Source organism: Mesorhizobium sp. M0040 (assembly GCF_040323505.1).
Lineage (GTDB): Bacteria > Pseudomonadota > Alphaproteobacteria > Rhizobiales > Rhizobiaceae > Mesorhizobium.
In genome coordinates this window covers 181,503-197,937 of sequence record NZ_JAMYVA010000002.1, presented here as the reverse complement: position 1 = coordinate 197,937, position 16,435 = coordinate 181,503, and the positions used below count along the sequence as shown (strand labels likewise).

The 16,435-nt window shown below is 63.5% G+C and carries 21 protein-coding genes; 8 read left to right on the top strand and 13 right to left on the bottom strand.

What is annotated here, in order from left to right; all coding sequences use genetic code 11:
* Positions 1-59 precede the first annotated feature (59 nt).
* The 10 genes from NKJ91_RS02560 to NKJ91_RS02515 all read right to left on the bottom strand — a co-directional run bounded on the left by NKJ91_RS02560 (position 60) and on the right by NKJ91_RS02515 (position 9,812).
* A complete protein-coding gene (locus NKJ91_RS02560) occupies positions 60-1,616 on the bottom strand; it encodes a Do family serine endopeptidase (RefSeq protein WP_352454334.1) in 1,557 nt (518 codons plus the stop codon).
* 116 nt (positions 1,617-1,732) lie between these two features.
* Positions 1,733-2,197, bottom strand: coding sequence for a cytochrome c-type biogenesis protein (locus NKJ91_RS02555; protein WP_084641257.1), 465 nt, complete (start codon positions 2,195-2,197; stop codon positions 1,733-1,735).
* Positions 2,194-4,182 (bottom strand): heme lyase CcmF/NrfE family subunit, encoded by a 1,989-nt coding sequence (locus NKJ91_RS02550; RefSeq protein WP_352454333.1) that lies wholly within the window; start codon positions 4,180-4,182, stop codon positions 2,194-2,196. The genes NKJ91_RS02555 and NKJ91_RS02550 overlap by 4 nt, the downstream gene beginning before the upstream one ends.
* Positions 4,183-4,196: 14 nt before the next feature.
* The gene (gene ccmE / locus NKJ91_RS02545) at positions 4,197-4,640 is read right to left on the bottom strand and encodes a cytochrome c maturation protein CcmE (protein WP_352454332.1); all 444 of its coding nucleotides are present in this window, start codon (positions 4,638-4,640) and stop codon (positions 4,197-4,199) included.
* Between the two features lie 3 nt (positions 4,641-4,643).
* Complete coding sequence (gene ccmI / locus NKJ91_RS02540) at positions 4,644-5,780, bottom strand: c-type cytochrome biogenesis protein CcmI (protein WP_352454331.1); 1,137 nt, start codon at positions 5,778-5,780, stop codon at positions 4,644-4,646.
* A gap of 222 nt (positions 5,781-6,002) precedes the next feature.
* Entirely contained in the window at positions 6,003-6,437 is a 435-nt protein-coding gene (locus NKJ91_RS02535) for an RT0821/Lpp0805 family surface protein (protein WP_352449042.1), read from the bottom strand.
* Between the two features lie 121 nt (positions 6,438-6,558).
* Positions 6,559-7,986, bottom strand: a complete 1,428-nt coding sequence (locus tag NKJ91_RS02530; protein ID WP_352454424.1) for an ATP-binding protein — start codon at positions 7,984-7,986, stop codon at positions 6,559-6,561.
* 10 nt (positions 7,987-7,996) lie between these two features.
* A complete protein-coding gene (locus tag NKJ91_RS02525) occupies positions 7,997-8,662 on the bottom strand; it encodes a response regulator transcription factor (RefSeq protein ID WP_352454330.1) in 666 nt (221 codons plus the stop codon).
* A 64-nt stretch (positions 8,663-8,726) separates the two neighbouring features.
* A complete protein-coding gene (locus NKJ91_RS02520; RefSeq protein WP_352454329.1) occupies positions 8,727-9,026 on the bottom strand; it encodes a hypothetical protein in 300 nt (99 codons plus the stop codon).
* 375 nt (positions 9,027-9,401) lie between these two features.
* Entirely contained in the window at positions 9,402-9,812 is a 411-nt protein-coding gene (locus tag NKJ91_RS02515) for a DUF3168 domain-containing protein (RefSeq protein ID WP_023677827.1), read from the bottom strand.
* A gap of 222 nt (positions 9,813-10,034) precedes the next feature.
* Here NKJ91_RS02515 and NKJ91_RS02510 point away from each other — a divergent pair, with 222 nt between their 5' ends.
* Together NKJ91_RS02510 and NKJ91_RS02505 are read left to right on the top strand one after the other, a co-directional pair.
* The gene (locus tag NKJ91_RS02510) at positions 10,035-10,280 is read left to right on the top strand and encodes a hypothetical protein (protein WP_352454328.1); all 246 of its coding nucleotides are present in this window, start codon (positions 10,035-10,037) and stop codon (positions 10,278-10,280) included.
* 64 nt (positions 10,281-10,344) lie between these two features.
* On the top strand, positions 10,345-10,536 hold the full coding sequence (locus NKJ91_RS02505; RefSeq protein WP_352454327.1) for a hypothetical protein: 192 nt from the start codon (positions 10,345-10,347) through the stop codon (positions 10,534-10,536).
* A gap of 30 nt (positions 10,537-10,566) precedes the next feature.
* Here the strand turns inward: NKJ91_RS02505 and NKJ91_RS02500 are convergent, their stop codons facing one another.
* Together NKJ91_RS02500 and NKJ91_RS02495 are read right to left on the bottom strand one after the other, a co-directional pair.
* Positions 10,567-10,833 carry a DUF1488 family protein gene (locus tag NKJ91_RS02500; protein WP_352454326.1) on the bottom strand — a complete coding sequence of 89 codons (267 nt, stop codon included), beginning with the start codon at positions 10,831-10,833 and terminating at the stop codon, positions 10,567-10,569.
* Entirely contained in the window at positions 10,830-11,102 is a 273-nt protein-coding gene (locus NKJ91_RS02495) for a hypothetical protein (protein WP_352454325.1), read from the bottom strand. The genes NKJ91_RS02500 and NKJ91_RS02495 overlap by 4 nt, the downstream gene beginning before the upstream one ends.
* 244 nt (positions 11,103-11,346) lie before the next feature.
* Here NKJ91_RS02495 and NKJ91_RS02490 point away from each other — a divergent pair, with 244 nt between their 5' ends.
* From NKJ91_RS02490 to NKJ91_RS02480, 3 genes are all read left to right on the top strand, one after another.
* Positions 11,347-11,685 (top strand): co-chaperone GroES, encoded by a 339-nt coding sequence (locus NKJ91_RS02490; RefSeq protein WP_352454324.1) that lies wholly within the window; start codon positions 11,347-11,349, stop codon positions 11,683-11,685.
* Between the two features lie 99 nt (positions 11,686-11,784).
* Entirely contained in the window at positions 11,785-13,404 is a 1,620-nt protein-coding gene (groL, locus tag NKJ91_RS02485) for a chaperonin GroEL (RefSeq protein WP_352454323.1), read from the top strand.
* 80 nt (positions 13,405-13,484) lie between these two features.
* Entirely contained in the window at positions 13,485-13,646 is a 162-nt protein-coding gene (locus NKJ91_RS02480) for a hypothetical protein (RefSeq protein WP_352454322.1), read from the top strand.
* Positions 13,647-13,690: 44 nt separating this feature from the next.
* Here NKJ91_RS02480 and NKJ91_RS02475 read toward each other — a convergent pair whose 3' ends face one another.
* The gene (locus NKJ91_RS02475; RefSeq protein WP_352454321.1) at positions 13,691-14,587 is read right to left on the bottom strand and encodes a LysR family transcriptional regulator; all 897 of its coding nucleotides are present in this window, start codon (positions 14,585-14,587) and stop codon (positions 13,691-13,693) included.
* 129 nt (positions 14,588-14,716) lie between these two features.
* Here NKJ91_RS02475 and NKJ91_RS02470 point away from each other — a divergent pair, with 129 nt between their 5' ends.
* The 3 genes from NKJ91_RS02470 to NKJ91_RS02460 are packed head-to-tail and all read left to right on the top strand — an operon-like array spanning position 14,717 to position 16,279.
* Complete coding sequence (locus NKJ91_RS02470) at positions 14,717-15,199, top strand: hypothetical protein (RefSeq protein WP_352454320.1); 483 nt, start codon at positions 14,717-14,719, stop codon at positions 15,197-15,199.
* The gene (locus NKJ91_RS02465) at positions 15,175-15,627 is read left to right on the top strand and encodes a methyltransferase domain-containing protein (RefSeq protein ID WP_352454423.1); all 453 of its coding nucleotides are present in this window, start codon (positions 15,175-15,177) and stop codon (positions 15,625-15,627) included. Before NKJ91_RS02470 ends, NKJ91_RS02465 begins: the two co-directional genes overlap by 25 nt.
* 19 nt (positions 15,628-15,646) lie before the next feature.
* The gene (locus tag NKJ91_RS02460) at positions 15,647-16,279 is read left to right on the top strand and encodes an NAD(P)-dependent oxidoreductase (protein WP_352454319.1); all 633 of its coding nucleotides are present in this window, start codon (positions 15,647-15,649) and stop codon (positions 16,277-16,279) included.
* The last annotated feature ends 156 nt before the right edge of the window (positions 16,280-16,435 follow it).

Here is a 16,435-nt window from a genome sequence, read left to right as displayed (position 1 = left end):
CACCTTGAATCGGCGCATGAGCCTTTCCGAAAACGGAATACGTGTTCGGGGTCATGCGCTCAGCCCTTGGCGACAGGCAGTGCGACGAAGCGGTTGCTGTCGTCGCGGGTGATCTGCATCAGCACCGCCTTGCGGCCGGACTTCACCGCGTCGGCCATCGCCTTGTCGACGTCGCCGGCGCCGTTCACTTCCGCCGAATTGACGGAGGTGATGACGTCGCCGGGCTGGATGCCGCGATCGGCGGCATCGCTGTCGGGGTCGACATCGGTCACCACAAGACCCTTGCCATTGTCGGACTTGGTGACGGTCAGGCCGAGATCGGCGAGCGTGTCGGTCTTCGGCGCGGGGGCAGGCTGCTGGTCGGCCGAGGCCTGCTTGTCGCTCGACGGCAGCTTGCCGAGATCGACCTTAACCGCCTCGCTCTTGCCGTTGCGCCACACCGTGACATCGACAGATTTGCCGGGCGGGTAAGCGCCAATCAGGCGGGCGAGTTCCTTCGGCGAAGCAACGTCCTTGCCGTCCACCTGGGTGATCACGTCACCGGCGGTGATGCCGGCCTTCTTGCCGGGACCGCTGTCCTGCGCGCTGGCAACGAGCGCGCCCTTGCCGGACCCTAGGCCAAGCGACTCGGCGATTTCGGGGGTGACCGGCTGGATTTCGACGCCGAGCCAGCCGCGCTGGACTGTACCGTTCTTCATCAGATCCTGCACGACCTGCTTGGCGGTCGAAGCGGGAATATCGAAGGCAATGCCGACGCTGCCGCCCGACGGCGAGAAGATCGCGGTGTTGATGCCAACAACCTGGCCGTTGAGGTTGAAGGTCGGGCCGCCCGAATTGCCGCGGTTCACCGAGGCGTCGATCTGGATGAAGTCGTCATAGGGACCGGCGCCGATATCGCGGCCGCGGGCCGAAACGATGCCTGCGGTAACCGTGCCGCCGAGGCCGAACGGATTGCCGACAGCCACCACCCAGTCGCCGACGCGAACCTTGGAATCATCGGCGAAGTCGACATAGGTGAACTTGTTGCCGTCATCGACCTTGAGCACGGCAAGATCGGTGCGCGGATCGGTGCCGATCAGCTTGGCGTCGAGTTCCTTGCCGTCATTGGTCACCACGGTGAAGGCGGTGCCCTCCTCGACGACATGGTTGTTGGTGACGAGATAGCCGTCATCGGAGATGAAGAAACCGGACCCTTGCGCCACCGGCCGCGGCTGGTCGTTGTTGCGGTCACGGTGTCCAAAACGGCGCATTCCGTTCGGGCCCTGATCGCCGCCTTGATCGCCAAAGCCGCGGAATTCGCGGAAGAACCGGCGCAGCTGCGGGTTGTCGGGAAGATTGCCTAAGCCGTCCTCGTCGTCCATCTGGCCGGAACCGTCATCGGCCGTCGACTGGATCTTGGCCTTGACGCGCACGCTGACGACCGCCGGCGAAACGCGCTCGACCACATCGGCGAAGCTCGGGACCTGCGGTGCCTCGACACGCACGGCGTCGGCCAGCACCGGGGCTGTCCCGGTGGCAACAGCACCAAAGCCGATCGCGCCGGCAATGGCCAGGGATGCGGCTGCGGCCAGAAGGCGTTTGCGGGTGCGAAGATATGAATTGGGGGCAACGTTCATGGTTCTCGTATCCTCTTTTCAAGGGACGCCCCTTGATTGGCATCCTCGACAAAGGAAATAGAGAGCCGCACATTACGGCGCCATTTCCGGTACATGAAACTTTCGTAATGTATCGATCAATCGCGGCGGAGCATCTTGTCCAGCGCCGCCTGTTCCTCGGCAGTTAATGCAGCGGTCACCGTCGAACGGCGCGAGCGGGCGGCCAGCAGGATGAATGTCCCGCCAACGAGCAGCAGAAGAACTGGCGTCCCCCAGAGCAAAACATTGCGCAGATTGAAGCGTGGCTTCAGCAGCACGAATTCGCCGTAGCGCGAAACGACATAGTCCATCACCTGCCGGTCGGTATCGCCGGCGACCAGGCGCTGGCGCACAAGGATGCGCAGGTCGCGGGCGAGGTCGGCATCGGACTCGTCGATCGACTGGTTCTGGCAGACCATGCAGCGCAGGCCTTCCGACAAAGCGCGCGCCCTCGCCTCGAGCGCCGGGTCGGCGAGCACCTCGTCGGGCTTGACCGCCTGCGCGGCGCCGGCGAACAACAGCGCCAGCAGCAGAACCAGCGAGGCCAGCGTGACCCTTTTCATTGCGGGCTCGCCGACGGCACGCCGGCCGCAGCCTTGCGGCGCGACGGCGCGCCGACGCGCAGGCGGCGGTCGAGCAGCGACATCGCCGCGCCCGCCATCATCACCAGTCCGCCGCCCCAGATCAGCGTCACCAGCGGCTTCCACCACAGACGAACGACCACAGAGCCATCGCTGCCCTCGTCGCCAAGCGAAAGATAGAGCTGGCTGAAGCCGATCGTCCTGATGCCGGATTCGGTTGTGGTCATCTGGCGCACCGGATATGAGCGCTTGGCCGAGGTGATCTCGCCTGCGACGCTGCCGTCGGCGCCAAGCAGGGCGAAGCGGCCGCGATCCTCACTGTAGTTAGGCCCCTGGGCCGGATAGAGCCCCTCGAAGCGCAGCTTGTGGCCGGACAGTTCGACGGTCTCGCCGGCATGCATCGACAGGATTTTTTCGGTGCCGAAGCAAAGCGTGCCGACAATGCCGAGCGTTGTCAGCCCAAGGCCGAAATGCGCAAGCGCTGTGCCGAAGACCGAGCGCGGCAGGCCGGCGAAGCGCCTGAGCATGGTGGCGGGCGCGACGGTGCCGAAGCCGGATCTGACGGCGAGATCGGTGAGCGCGCCGCAGATCAGCCAGAAGGCAAGGCCGACACCGAGTGCCGCCAACACCGAAGCGCCATCAATGAACAGGGCCGTCACCAGCACGGCGAGCAGCGCCGCCGCGAAAGCCGCCATCAGGCGCTGGGCGACCGCGAAAATGTCGCCGCGCTTCCAGGCGAGCAGCGGCCCGAACGGCACGACGACCAGCAGCGGCACCATCAGCGGGCCGAATGTCAGGTTGAAGAACGGCGCGCCGACCGAAATCTTGTCGGCAGACAGGGCTTCGACGACGAGCGGGTAGAGCGTGCCGACCAGCACGGTGGCGGTGGCGGTGGTCAGGAACAGATTGTTCAGGACCAGCGCGCCTTCGCGCGAGATAGGGTGAAACAGGCCGCCGGCCGTCAGCCGGGAGGCGCGCAAGGCAAACAGCGCCAGCGAGCCGCCGATGAACAGTGTCAGGATGCAGAGAATGAACACGCCACGCGTCGGATCGGTGGCGAATGCGTGCACCGAGGTCAGCACGCCGGAACGCACCAGGAAGGTGCCGAGCAGCGACAGCGAGAAGGTCAGGATCGCCAGAAGCAGCGTCCAGATCTTCAGCGCCGAGCGCTTTTCCATGACGATCGCCGAATGCAGCAGCGCCGTGCCCGCCAGCCACGGCATGAAGGATGCGTTCTCGACCGGATCCCAGAACCAGAAGCCGCCCCAGCCGAGCTCGTAATAGGCCCAGTAGGAGCCCATGGCGATGCCGCCGGTGAGGAACATCCAGGCAACCAATGTCCACGGCCTTACCCAGCGCGCCCACGAAGCGTCAATGCGGCCCTCGATGAGGGCAGCGACAGAGAAGGAAAAGCAGATCGAGAAACCGACATAGCCGAGATAAAGCAGCGGCGGATGGATGGCGAGGCCGAGGTCCTGCAGGATCGGGTTGAGATCGCGGCCCTCGATAGGCGCCGGATTGAGCCTGACGAACGGGTTCGACGTCGTCAGGATGAACAGGAAGAAAGTGGCGCCGATCGCTCCCTGCACGGCAAGCACATTGGCCCGGAGCGTCGCCGGAAGATTGCCGCCGAAGACGGCGACGAGCGCGCCGAAGAAGGTCAGGATCAGCACCCAGAGCAGCATCGAACCTTCGTGATTGCCCCAGGTTCCGGTGATCTTGTAGATCAGCGGCTGCAGCGAATGCGAGTTCTCCCAGACGCTCTCAACCGAGAAGTCGGAGCCGGCGTAGGCGGTTGCCAGCGCCACGAAAGACAGCGCCGTCAAGGCAAAGCCGGTCAGCGCGGCCGGTGCGCCCACGGCCATCATCTTGTGGTTGCCGGTGCGCGCACCGAACAGCGGCACCATCGTCTGCACCAGGGCCAGCGCAAACGCCAGGATCAGGGCGAAATGTCCGGTTTCAACCATTGTCACCGCACCCGCTAGTCACTCTTGCTCTCCTGCCATACGCCCTTGGCCTTGAGGCCGTCGGCTACCTCCTTCGGCATATAAGTCTCGTCATGCTTGGCCAGCACGCTGTCGGCGACAAAGACGCCATCGGGGCCAAACGAGCCTTCGGTGATCACGCCCTGTCCTTCCCGGAAGAGGTCGGGAAGAATGCCGGTATAGGTGACCTTGACGTCCTTCTGGTTGTCGGTCACCGAAAAGGCGACGGTGGCGCCTTGGCTACGCTCGACCGTGCCTTTTTCGACGAGACCGCCGAGCCTGATGCGCTGGCCCGGCTGAAGGCTGGCGGTGGCCAGATCGGCCGGCATGTAGAAATAGGAGGCCTTCTGGCCAAGCGCATAGAAGGTCAGCCCGGTGGCAACACCGAGAAACCCCAGCCCCGCTGCGATCACCGACAGTCGTTTCTGCTTGCGCGTCATCGTCTACTCCGTCGCCGTCACGCCAAGCGAGGCGGCAAAGGCGGTGAATTTCCTGGCCTGGTCGCTGTCCGCGCCAAAGACGGCGATACCCCGATTGAGCGCGTCACGCGCCTGATCTGTCTTGCCCAGCACGGCATAGGAACGAACGAGCTGCATCCACCCTTCCTCGTCGCGCGGATTTTGCCGAAGCTTTTCGTCGAGGCCGGCAACCATGGTGCTGATCATGGCTTGCCGGTCCTGCGGCGACATCGAGGAAGCAGCATCGATATCCTCGGCGGTCGGCCCTTTCGCGGGCGCCTCCGAAGCGACGCTGCGGGCGGCGGATTCGGCCAGCGCCTGCTCGACGGCGCCGCGCCACGGCGAGCCCTGCGGCAGAGCGGCGAGCATCTTTTGCCAGGCCGCCGTGGCTTCAGCTATGCGGCCTTCCTGTGCCATGCCCATGGCGAGATAGAACGAGGCCTTCGGATTGGCCGGATCGAGCTTCAACGCCGCCTCGAAAGCCGCCTGCGCTTCGGCGGAGACAATGCCGCCGGCCGCATTGGCGATCGCCTCGCCAAGACCCGCCTGGCGGGCGGCGCTGTCGCCGTCGAGGCGGATGGCGTTGCGATAGGCGGTCACCGCATCGGCGTATCGCTGCATGCGCAGATAGACCGGCGCCAGCACGTCCCAGCCGCGGCCATCGGATGGGTTGCCCGCCAGGTGCGCCTCGGCGCGGGCTATCAGCTCGTCGACCGAGCTGTCGGCGGGGTTCTTGGCCAGGCGTTCGCTGAGCGGCTGCGACGGCAGGTCGGGTGAGCCGAGCTGGCCATAGAGGCCCCAGCTGACCAGCGGAACCAGCAGCACGGCCGCCGTCGCCACCAGCCTTGTCGACCGCGACGGCTGCGTCGTCGTGTCGTCGGCGTGGCCGGCATTGCTCAGGCGAAGGATGCGGCGGGCGATTTCGGCGCGTGCCTCTTCGGCCTCCATTGGCTGGATCAGGCCACGCGCCATATCGCGGTCAAGCTCGGCCAGCTGGTCGCGATAGACTTCAAGGTCGTGATCGCCGGCAGCGGACGCGTTCTTCGATCCGCCGGCCAACGGCAGCAGCACCGCCAGGCTTGCGCCCAGCGTCAGGATTGCGGCTATGACCCAGAACAGCATGGCTCTTCCAATAGAACGAGACCCTGGCCCTGCCAACACAAGCGTGCTGCGACGCTTTGGCGGGGCCGCTCCGATCGATAATGCATGTCGCGCAAAAGTGTGCAGCGGTTTTGCGATAACGACCATGCATCAAAACAAGAGCCTAAAGCGCGTCGCATGAGGCCGGTCGAACGCGACGCGCTTTAGTGCCGGACCGGAATCGGCGGATCGACGGCCGGCCAGCTACGTCAGCGGCGTCCAGCTGCCGTCGGCATTGCGGCACGCGGTTCCGCGCGCGGTGGCGCCGGCGGTGCCGGTAAACACCGTATGGGTGTATTGCCGGCAGTCCTGCGAGCCGACGCGATAGGGCTGGGCGGCGACCACTTCGCCGCGATGGGCCGAACCGTCGCTCTTCCAAGCCACTTTCTGGCCGCTCGCCGTGTATTCAAGCGCCTTGTATTCCGCCTCGAGCGCGCTGCGCTTCTCGGTCTCGCTCAGGCCGGCGCCGATAGAGCCGCCGACGAGGCCGCCGCCCATGGCGGAGATGATCGTCGTCGCCACCTTGGCGCCGCTGGGGGGCGTCGCGGCCGGCGTCACCGTAACAGCCGGGCCCTTGCCGAGCGTTGTGCAGCCGGAGACGGCGAGCAGGGCGGAAACGAGCGCGACGCGAATCTTCATGCCAATACCGGCTTTCTTGAGCTGGACCGCCGCGCTGTCAGCAGCTGGCGCGGCCATAATGTCGATGTTTGTCGGAAATTTGGCCGCAGCCGGCCACCTGGAAAAGCAATCTGGAAAAGCATTACTGAAGGCTCCGCAATCGAACCATCGCCTTCAATCCACCCATGACGGATCGTTCCAGCGCCAGAGAGCCTCCATACTCGTTGACAAGGTCGGCGACAATGGCAAGTCCAAGCCCGCTGCCCGGTTTTGTCTCGTCGAGACGCCGGCCGCGCTGCAACACCTCGCGCGCCTTGTCGTCGGGAATGCCGGGGCCGTCATCCTCGATGCTGATCTCGAACAGGTTGGCTGCGCCTTCCGTGCCAGCGCCACCCTTGCTGGAGATTGGCTTGACCGAAACGGCGACCGCGCTCCTTGCCCATTTCATCGCATTGTCGAGCAGATTGCCGAGCAGCTCCTCCAGGTCCTCGCGTTCGCCGGCAAAGACGATGTCGGTGGCCGGCAGTGAGAGCGACAGCGCCGTCTGCGGGTTGAGCTTCTGCAGCACCCGAACCATGCGCTGGACCAGCGGCGCCACCGGCGTACGGTAGACGACGCTGTCGCGCTGCGCGGCGACGCGGGCACGTTGCAGATAATGGTCCACTTGCTTTTGCATGGAAGCGGCCTGCTCGGCGATCAGCTGGCCCTTGGCGCCACCCAGCGCCCGTCCCTCGTTGAGCAGCACGGCAAGCGGCGTCTTCAGCGAGTGAGCCAGGTTGCCGACCTGCGTGCGCGACCGCTCGACGATACGCCTGTTGTTCTCGATCAGCGCATTGGTCTCGTTGGCGAGCGGCTCGATCTCGGCCGGGAAACGGCCGTCTAGGCGCTGCGCGGTTCCTTCGCGCACCATGGCAAGCGCATTCCTGACCCGGCGCAGCGGCTGCAGGCCGAGCAGGATGGCAATCGCATTGATGGCGATCATGCCGACGCCGAACAGCGACAGATAGGTCAAAAGGCGCCGCTGGAAGGTGGCGATTTCCTGCTCGAGCTCGGTCTGGTTGCCCATGACTCGGAAGCGCGCGGCGCGGTTTTTCGCATCGAGCACGAACTCGCTCTCGAACACCTCCAACTGCTCGCCTTCGATGCCATCCGCTGAATAGCTGCGCTGGAAGCTGGCATTGAAGGGCACCTCGGCAACGCTTGGCGACGGGATCGCCTTGGTCATCGACGACGAATGGAGATCGCCGTGCACGCCTTCCGAGGCAGGCTCGACCGACCAGTACCAGCCGGAATTCGGTTCCGAGAACCTCAAATCACCAAGGTCGGGGGCGCCGGTCAATTGGCCGCTTTCAGAAACGCCGACCGAGCCGATCAGGTTGAACAGATGCGCCGAAAGCAGGCTGTCGAAACCGCGCTCGCTGGCCTGGCGATAGAGCGTGGTGATCAAGGTGAAGATGACGACCAGAGTGAGGATCGCCCAGACCGTGGAAAAGGCGATGACGCGAAACGCCACCGAACGCGGCCATGACCGCAGCGACGGCGTGTTCGAGACGGCGGGTTTTGTAGGCAGCGGTTCCGCGTTACGCCTCCGGCTTACGCATGCGGTAGCCCATGCCGCGAACGGTTTCGATCATGTCGATGCCCATCTTCTTGCGAAGCCGTCCGACAAAGACTTCGATGGTGTTGGAATCGCGGTCGAAATCCTGGTCGTAGAGATGCTCGACCAGCTCGGTCCGGGACACCACCTCGCCCATGTGGTGCATCAAATAGGCAAGCAAGCGGAATTCGTGCGAGGTCAGCTTCAGCGGCACGCCGTCGACGTCGGCCTTGGAGGCCTTGGTGTCGAGGCGGAGCGGCCCGCAGGTCAGTTCGGACGAAGCGTGCCCGGCAGCACGCCGGATCAAGGCCCGCACCCTGGCCAGGATTTCCTCGATGTGGAAGGGTTTGGTGACGTAGTCGTCGGCGCCGGCGTCGATGCCGGCAACCTTGTCGCTCCAGCGGTCGCGTGCCGTCAGGATCAGCACCGGCATCTTGCGGCCGCCGCGCCGCCAGCGTTCGACCACGCTGATGCCGTCCATCTGCGGCAGGCCGATATCGAGCACCACGGCATCGTAGGGCTCGGTGTCGCCGAGAAAAAGCCCTTCCTCGCCGTCGAAAGCGCGGTCGACGACATAGCCGGCATCGACCAGTGCATCGCCGATCTGCCGGTTGAGATCCTTGTCATCTTCGACGACGAGTACGCGCATGCGGGAGGCCTGTTGAAGCTGGTCAGATATAGGCCGATTCCGGCAGACTGGGAAACGGCACGGTTCAGTTCAGCGGAACGACGATCTCCGAGCGACGCGGACGCTGCCCTTCCTTGCCCGGAACGAGCACGACGATGATGCAGACCGGCTGGCCGCCGCGTGTCGACTGCGAGGCCTTGGCCAGGGTGCCGCCATTCTGCTCGGCCACCTGCTGGCCGATCGCGTAGCAGTCGGAGGCGGCGAGGACGACCGGCTGCGGCTGCTCGGGCACGACAACGGGGATCGCCATCGCTTGCGACGCAAGCAGACCGGCGGCTGACAGCGCCAGTGCCGCGGTCCGGAAGTGGGGGCGAAGGATGTTCATGGTCAGCGTTCTAACGCGCCGGTGCTGAACGTGATATGAACGGTGAACGCTCGAATGCATGCCCGCCACACCCCTGAAGCGCGAGATTACCGGATTGCCATTTCGCCGCCCGGCTCCGCGAAATCGCCAATGTTTAACCTAGCCCTCCAATCCTTCGCCGACAACCGGCATCATCTGGCGGGCAGGACCATTTGGGGGGACGAAGCATCCGGCCCAAGGCAACCGATGGCAGTTCAGGCGAACCGAACCTGAAACAAAAAAAACCCGCCTCTGCAGCGGGTCGCTGGCGCCATCAGCATCATAGGGAAATTAGTAGCATAGCTGCCGGCACAAAGCAAGAACAAAATTGCCCGATTTGCAAAAAGTGCCCGGTGGTCAGCCCTCGTCCTTGATCACGGCGCGGAAGCGCAGCAGCCCGTGATGGGCCGAAAGGTCCTCGTCGTAGCGGGCTTCGGCGAATTCGAGCTTGAGGTAGGCGCGGCGATGTTCGCCGAGCGAGAGAGCCGTATCGCGCAGGCGGGTGCTAACAAGGTCCATGATGTCATTGGTTTCCTTGCTGGCCTCTGATTTCGACCAGACATGCAACGTCAGCAACTGTTCTGCGTCGTTCTCCATCCCCGTTGCCCAATCGTAGACGCTGGTGCGGCCGAAGGTCATGTGGGGGAACGCAACATTTTCCGGCGCATGGTCGAATAATCTTGCATCGCCCAGTGCCGCCGACAGGTGGGGATCGCCGTTCACTGCCTCGAATATGGCCCTCTGCAATTCGACGGCCGGCGCGGTCATCGTCTTTCCCTTCGCCCGTCGCCTCGACCTCCCGGCTGCGTAGCTGCGTTGCATGAAGGCATCCCGGCAAAGCGCGAATCAGCGCGTCTCATGCGGATTATGAACCTTCATGATCTCGGCAATAAGCCCTGCTCCTGCAACCCGCGACGTTTCGCATCACGGACGCCCTTTAGGGTGCCCGCGAATTCATTTGGCATGCATGGAGTTTGAAAGAACGGTGCTATGAAGATGTCTGGTTTCCAAACATTCGAGGTCGGTTTCTGCGCGAGCCATCGCTGCTGCGGAAAGCTTGGGGTCAAGGCGCCGCCGGTCGCGATTGCGGCGCCGACTATGTCGATGACCATCAAGCGCTTGGTCAGCCGCACTCGGGAGATGCTCTCGGCGCACGGTAGCCTGGCCTTGAAACTGTCCGTCGTTTTGTGGACGGAGCTTGTCCTAGCGGCAGTATTCTTAATCGCCCAGGCCTGACCGAGATCGCCCAGGCCTGATCGAGCGACATTCATCGATCGGGCGGAAACCAAAGGACGCCAGGATGGCAAACCGCTACGCACTGCGCATGGAGCATCCCCACAGCGGGACCGTCTTCGACGTCTTCACCGGCCAGCCGGTCGAGCTCAAGCATCAGCTCATGGTCGGCATGAATACGCGCGATGCAGACGCGATGGTCGACCGGCTGAACAGTCGCGACGTCAAGCGGCGAGCCAAGGCGGATCGCAAGTCCTGAGCAACCGTCCTGTGAGCGATCTCGAAGGATCTAGCGAAAATCGGCTGCAGTCAGCACGTAGATGCTCCTGCGGGTACGGGCATAGGCATTCCTGGCGACGTCATGAATTGAGCTGGAAGCCGTGTCGAAGGCCGCCAGATAGGTAGCTTCTGAAGCCGCCGTTCCCGGCTGCATCTTGGAAATGGCATCGGTTGCGACAGAGAAGGAAATCTGGAACATGCCGTCATGGCCAACGAAGCGAATGCGTTTGCTTGCCTCGTCGTAACTGCGGCTGGGGTTGGGAAATGTCAGGCTCATGATTTGGCCTCCGTCGATGCAGATACGGCCTTCTTGACTGTCCGCGACGCCCGCTTCTTCTTTGGTGCGACCGGATTCAGAGCTTCCGCCGCGCGGTCCGCCTCTTCCTTGGCCAGTCGCAATTCCCTCAGCCTTGCCGTTTTGATGCTCCTCGCCTTGGCCTCCGAGAGATATTCGGCAGTTGCTTTGTTCCGCTCCGCCGTCTTCTTCTGATTTTCCATGAAGCGAGCCTGAGCTTTTTCCATGATGTTCTGATTGCCTTCGGCCATCGGTAAAATCTCCCTTGAAGCGAAAGTCATGAATGTGAACTTCATCGTAAAATAGGTGTTCAAAGACAGAACTTCAATTTCATTAATATTCCGCAAGACCCGAACACCAGGGCATGACCAGGCAAGATAATACGTTCAATATTTTATATGCCCTATGAATATTTTTTTGGCACTCCTATCAATCGAGTGCCAAGGCGCCTATAGAGAGGGGGCGGCCGCCTAAGCCGGCCCCAGAAAGAGTCCCATGAAATTCCGGCCACTCCACGATCGCGTCGTCATTCGGCGCGCCGAAAGCGACACCAAATCCAAGGGCGGCATCATCATCCCCGACAATGCCAAGGAAAAACCGCAGGAAGGCGAAGTGATCGCTGTCGGGTCGGGCGCGCGGGACGAAAGCGGCGCGCTGATCCCGCTCGACGTCAAGGCCGGCGACCTCATTCTGTTCGGCAAATGGTCCGGCACCGAGGTCAAGATAGACGGCGAGGACCTTCTGATCATGAAGGAGGCCGACATCATGGGCATCATCGAAAAAAGCGAGATGGGCATCATCGACAAGACCGTGGCTGCCAAGAAGGCCGCCTGATTGGAAGGCCGCGCGCCCTCCCGCGCGCGCAAAGGACGCTCCGAGCTTTGATTCAGGCGCTGCAAGCGTCTTGCCACGACAACCGAACTGGAAAAGATCATGTCTGCCAAGGAAATCAAATTCTCCACCGACGCGCGTGACCGCATGCTGCGCGGCGTCGAAATCCTCAACAACGCCGTCAAGGTGACGCTCGGCCCCAAGGGCCGCAACGTCATCATCGACAAGGCCTACGGCGCGCCGCGCATCACCAAGGACGGGGTGGCGGTGGCAAAGGAAATCGAGCTTTCCGACAAGTTCGAAAACATGGGTGCACAGATGGTGCGCGAAGTGGCCTCGAAAACCAACGACCTCGCCGGCGACGGCACCACCACCGCCACGGTGCTTGCCGCTTCCATCCTGCGCGAAGGTGCCAAATTCGTTGCCGCGGGCATGAACCCGATGGATCTCAAGCGCGGCATCGATCTTGCTGTCAGCGCCGTCGTCCAGGAAATCCAGGCGCGCGCCAAGAAGGTCAAGTCCTCAGGCGAGATCGCGCAGGTCGGCACCATTGCCGCCAATGGCGACACCAGCGTCGGCGCCATGATCGCCAAGGCGATGGACAAGGTCGGCAATGACGGCGTCATCACCGTCGAGGAGGCCAAGACCGCCGAAACCGAACTAGACGTCGTCGAAGGCATGCAGTTCGACCGCGGCTATCTCTCGCCCTATTTCGTCACCAATGCCGAGAAGATGCGCGCCGAGCTGGAAGACCCTTACGTCCTCATCCACGAAAAGAAGCTCGGAAATCTGCAGGCGCTGCTGCCGATCCTCGAAGCCGTGGTGCAAAGCGGCAGGCCGCTGTTGATCATCTCCGAGGATGTCGAGGGCGAAGCGTTGGCAACGCTGGTCGTCAACAAGCTGCGCGGCGGCCTCAAGGTAGCGGCCGTCAAGGCGCCTGGCTTCGGTGACCGCCGCAAGGCGATGCTGGAAGACATCGCCGTGCTCACCGCCGGACAGATGATTTCCGAGGATCTCGGCATCAAGCTGGAGAACATCACCATAGACATGCTCGGCCGCGCCAAGCGCGTGCTGATCGAGAAGGACACCACCACGATCATCGACGGCGCCGGCGAGAAGACCACCATCCAGGCGCGCGTCCAGCAGATCAAGGCGCAGATCGAGGAAACCACTTCCGACTATGACAAGGAGAAGCTGCAGGAACGTCTCGCCAAGCTGGCGGGCGGCGTTGCCGTCATCCGCGTCGGCGGCGCGACCGAATCCGAGGTCAAGGAAAAGAAGGACCGCATCGACGATGCGCTGAACGCCACGCGCGCGGCCGTCGAAGAAGGCATCGTTCCCGGCGGCGGCGTCGCGTTGTTGCGCGCCAAGGCTGTGCTGAACGGGCTGACCGGAGCCAATGCCGATGTGACGGCGGGCATTTCGATCGTGTCGAGAGCGCTCGAAGCGCCAATCCGGCAGATCGCCGAGAATTCCGGCGTCGAAGGTTCGATCGTCATCGGCAAGCTCGCCGACGGCAAGGACCACAATCAGGGCTTCGATGCCCAGAACGAGGTCTATGTCGACATGATCAAGGCCGGCATCGTCGACCCCGCGAAGGTGGTGCGGACGGCACTGCAGGACGCGGGCTCCATTGCGGCGCTCCTGATCACTGCGGAAGCCATGATCACCGACGTTTCGGCCAAGGACGCCGCTGCTTCGACCGGCGGCATGGGCTATTGACCAGCCGCTGCCCAAAACAAGCCTGAAAAGACAGCCGCCGGGGTTCTTCCCCGGCGCGCCATCGGCAAGGAGATCGATCCATGATCGCATTCGTCCCGAAGCCAAAGGCAGCGGCGAAGACCAAAGTGGCCGAGGAAAGCCGCTTCGATCGCATTCGCAGGCTTGCCGACAAGCACAGGAAAGCCGACGCCGGCATGGTAGGCCGCGACCCGAAAAAGATCGCGGACAAGCGTCCCATGTGACGACTGCCAATCCTCGGCACCCACGCAAGCGCGGCACCAGACGCTTATCGCGTTTCGCCGCTGATCAGCGCGGCACGGTCCTTGATGACGGTAGCAACGAAGCGGATGACGGCGCGCACCGGCGCCTCCGCCCCGATTTCGCGGCGATAGACGAGCGACACCGGATGATTGCCGAGAATGTCGGGGGCAAGGCGCAGCATCCGCGGTTCAGCTTCGGCCAACATGCAGGGCATTACCGCCAGACCGGCGCCGCTCAGAGCCGCCGCCATCATTTCCGTCATTTCGGCAACGCGAAGGACAATTGTCGCGCCGGCGCCGTGCGCCTCAACCCATTTGGCGCCGGGGACGCCGGCAAGGCTTGCGTGAAATCCAATGATCTCGTGTCCGGCCAACTGGCGAGGGTCGATGGGCATTGGGTGACGGTCGAGATAGCGCTGGGACGCATAGATCGACCAGCCCGCAACACAAAGCTTCTGCGCGATCAAATCGTCTGCGGCGACGGTGCCGATCCTGACCGCAAGGTCGGCCTCGCCGTGCTGCAGGTCCACTGGCCTGCTGCCGCTCGTCAGTTCCAGGTTGATATCTGGGTGGGCCTTATGGAACGCCGCCATACGCTCGGCAAAAAGGGGGCTGAAGCCCGACGGCAGTGCCAGCCGAACGCTATTCTTGCCCGAACGCACAAGCGCCGTCAGTGCTTGCATGGTACGTTCAAGGTCATCACCGAGCGGCAGCAATGTCTGGCCAAGCGGCGTGATCTCGATGCCTTGCCGCGTTCGCGCGACAAGCGAAACCCCGAGTGCCGCCTCAAGAGCAGCAAGGCGCCGGCTGATCGTCGTGTGACGCACGCCGAGCACGCGCGCTGCTCCCGACAACGTTCCCGCACGGGCGGCAGCGAGAAAGTAGCGCAAATCGTTCCAGTCCGGTTCGCCGGTCTTGGTCACGAACCTAGTCTAGATCAATTCCTCGCCGCGCACCTGTGCAGTTTTGCACAAGCATGCCCGGAAATTGCAAATCGCCTGAATTTGACGTCCGCGCGAGAATAGGCCTGATCCAATTCAGGGAAGCGATCGATGGATATCGAAGGTTTGCGAACGATGGTCGCGCGGCACGCGACGTCGGCCAATGCGTCGGTGGCGCTCGGTTTGGCGATGGAGGCGCGTATTTCCGGCACGCCACTCGAGGGCAGTGTGGCCCGGCGCACAGGGGCCGTGCTTGCCGAACTCGGCGCCTCCGACGTCGTGGCAAGTGCTGGCGTCATCGAACTTACGCCGGTGCTGGCCAGCATCCGGGTCGACCTGCTTTCAGGTGGCAAGCTGCTGTCGCGCTCCTCCGAAAGCGTCGAGGCCCTGGAAGCCTGTTTACGCCAGGCCTTCGGCGACGTTTCATCTGGCTTCCCGGCGTTGCTGAAGCGGCTGATCGCGCCACAACTGGCCGGTTTGCCGGAGAGGCTCGCCGCATCGGGCGCAGCCTTCCTGGATATCGGCGTCGGCGTCGGCGCCCTGTCGGCGTCGGCGCCCTGTCGGTGTCGATGCTGCGACAATGGCCCGGCCTGAAGGCGGTCGGTGTCGATCCCCTGCCTGAAGCCATCGCGCAGGCCGCTGCCAACGTCAGGGCAGCCGGGCTCGAACATCGCATCGAACTGCGCACCGGGCTGGGCCAGGATATCGCGGACACGGACGCGTTCGACCTTGTTTTCGTACCAAGCGCCTTCATCCCCGAGCCGGATGTCAGGGCCATCGTCAAGCGCAGCCACGCCGCGTTGCGGCCCCGCGGCTGGCTGCTGCTGGCAATGGTCAATCCTGGACCGGATGCACTGGGAGACGCCCTCGCCCGCTTCCGCACCACAATGTGGGGCGGCACGGTCTTTGAAAAGGGCGCAGCCCAGGACCTGGTCGATCAGAGCGGCTATGCCGACAGCCGGTTGCTGCCCGGCCCGACCGGGGCGCCTGTCGCCTTCGTCGCCGGGCGTAAGCGGGGCTAACGGTTTCCAGGAGCGGACGATGAAACTGCTGATCTTCGGCGCTTCCGGTGCGACGGGTCGACTGCTTGTCTCGGCGGCGTTGGCGAAGGGCCATGCGGTGACCGCCTTCGTCCGCACGCCGGGCAAGCTTGCCATCAGCCACGAAAATCTGAAGGTGATCGTCGGAAACGTCGCCGATCGGCAGGCAGTCGAACGCGCCGTTGTTAGGTATGATGCGGTTTTCAGCTGTCTTGGGGTGGGCGTGCCGCTGAAACGCAATCCGGCCGTCGTTGCCGGCATCGGCTTCATCGTCGCGGCGATGCAGCAGGCCGGCCCCGAACGGCTCATCTATCTTTCATTCCTTGGCGTTCGCGACGGCCGGCGGCAACTAGGCCTCCTGTTCGGCAACATCATCGCGCCATTGGTGCTGCGCCATGAGGTGGCGGACCACGAAGTGAAGGAAAGCCTGATCGTTCAATCCAGTCTCGACTGGACCATCGTGCGGCCCCCCAAGCTGAGCAATGGGGCGGCAACGGGTGAATTTCGCCACGGCAATGGCATCCGGTCGGCGTCGTTGCTGCCGACACTGGCGCGGGCCGACGTAGCGGCGTTCATGCTCGCCCAGCTCGACGACACCACCTACTCGCGCAAGGCAGCCAACATCCTGCGCTGACGTCTCGCGGGAGCCGTCTTCCCCTCGACAAACCTCCCGCTTATCTTCATCGCCCTTATCTTCATCGCCCTTGTAGGCAGCGCCAAAATGGACGAATAGTCATAGCGGCGCGCCGCCGTGAAATTGCCGGTATGCGGTTTCTCAGTTGGCGGCACC

Bases quoted from the DNA above. Each gene is read 5' to 3' on its own strand.
- NKJ91_RS02560 (WP_352454334.1), bottom strand. From the start codon at position 1,616: ATGAACGTTGCCCCCAATTCATATCTTCGCACCCGCAAACGCCTTCTG.
- NKJ91_RS02555 (WP_084641257.1), bottom strand. From the start codon at position 2,197: ATGAAAAGGGTCACGCTGGCCTCGCTGGTTCTGCTGCTGGCGCTGTTG.
- NKJ91_RS02550 (WP_352454333.1), bottom strand. From the start codon at position 4,182: ATGGTTGAAACCGGACATTTCGCCCTGATCCTGGCGTTTGCGCTGGCC.
- ccmE (WP_352454332.1), bottom strand. From the start codon at position 4,640: ATGACGCGCAAGCAGAAACGACTGTCGGTGATCGCAGCGGGGCTGGGG.
- ccmI (WP_352454331.1), bottom strand. From the start codon at position 5,780: ATGCTGTTCTGGGTCATAGCCGCAATCCTGACGCTGGGCGCAAGCCTG.
- NKJ91_RS02535 (WP_352449042.1), bottom strand. From the start codon at position 6,437: ATGAAGATTCGCGTCGCGCTCGTTTCCGCCCTGCTCGCCGTCTCCGGC.
- NKJ91_RS02525 (WP_352454330.1), bottom strand. From the start codon at position 8,662: ATGCGCGTACTCGTCGTCGAAGATGACAAGGATCTCAACCGGCAGATC.
- NKJ91_RS02520 (WP_352454329.1), bottom strand. From the start codon at position 9,026: ATGAACATCCTTCGCCCCCACTTCCGGACCGCGGCACTGGCGCTGTCA.
- NKJ91_RS02515 (WP_023677827.1), bottom strand. From the start codon at position 9,812: ATGACCGCGCCGGCCGTCGAATTGCAGAGGGCCATATTCGAGGCAGTG.
- NKJ91_RS02510 (WP_352454328.1), top strand. From the start codon at position 10,035: ATGAAGATGTCTGGTTTCCAAACATTCGAGGTCGGTTTCTGCGCGAGC.
- NKJ91_RS02505 (WP_352454327.1), top strand. From the start codon at position 10,345: ATGGCAAACCGCTACGCACTGCGCATGGAGCATCCCCACAGCGGGACC.
- NKJ91_RS02500 (WP_352454326.1), bottom strand. From the start codon at position 10,833: ATGAGCCTGACATTTCCCAACCCCAGCCGCAGTTACGACGAGGCAAGC.
- NKJ91_RS02495 (WP_352454325.1), bottom strand. From the start codon at position 11,102: ATGGCCGAAGGCAATCAGAACATCATGGAAAAAGCTCAGGCTCGCTTC.
- NKJ91_RS02490 (WP_352454324.1), top strand. From the start codon at position 11,347: ATGAAATTCCGGCCACTCCACGATCGCGTCGTCATTCGGCGCGCCGAA.
- groL (WP_352454323.1), top strand. From the start codon at position 11,785: ATGTCTGCCAAGGAAATCAAATTCTCCACCGACGCGCGTGACCGCATG.
- NKJ91_RS02480 (WP_352454322.1), top strand. From the start codon at position 13,485: ATGATCGCATTCGTCCCGAAGCCAAAGGCAGCGGCGAAGACCAAAGTG.
- NKJ91_RS02470 (WP_352454320.1), top strand. From the start codon at position 14,717: ATGGATATCGAAGGTTTGCGAACGATGGTCGCGCGGCACGCGACGTCG.
- NKJ91_RS02465 (WP_352454423.1), top strand. From the start codon at position 15,175: ATGCTGCGACAATGGCCCGGCCTGAAGGCGGTCGGTGTCGATCCCCTG.
- NKJ91_RS02460 (WP_352454319.1), top strand. From the start codon at position 15,647: ATGAAACTGCTGATCTTCGGCGCTTCCGGTGCGACGGGTCGACTGCTT.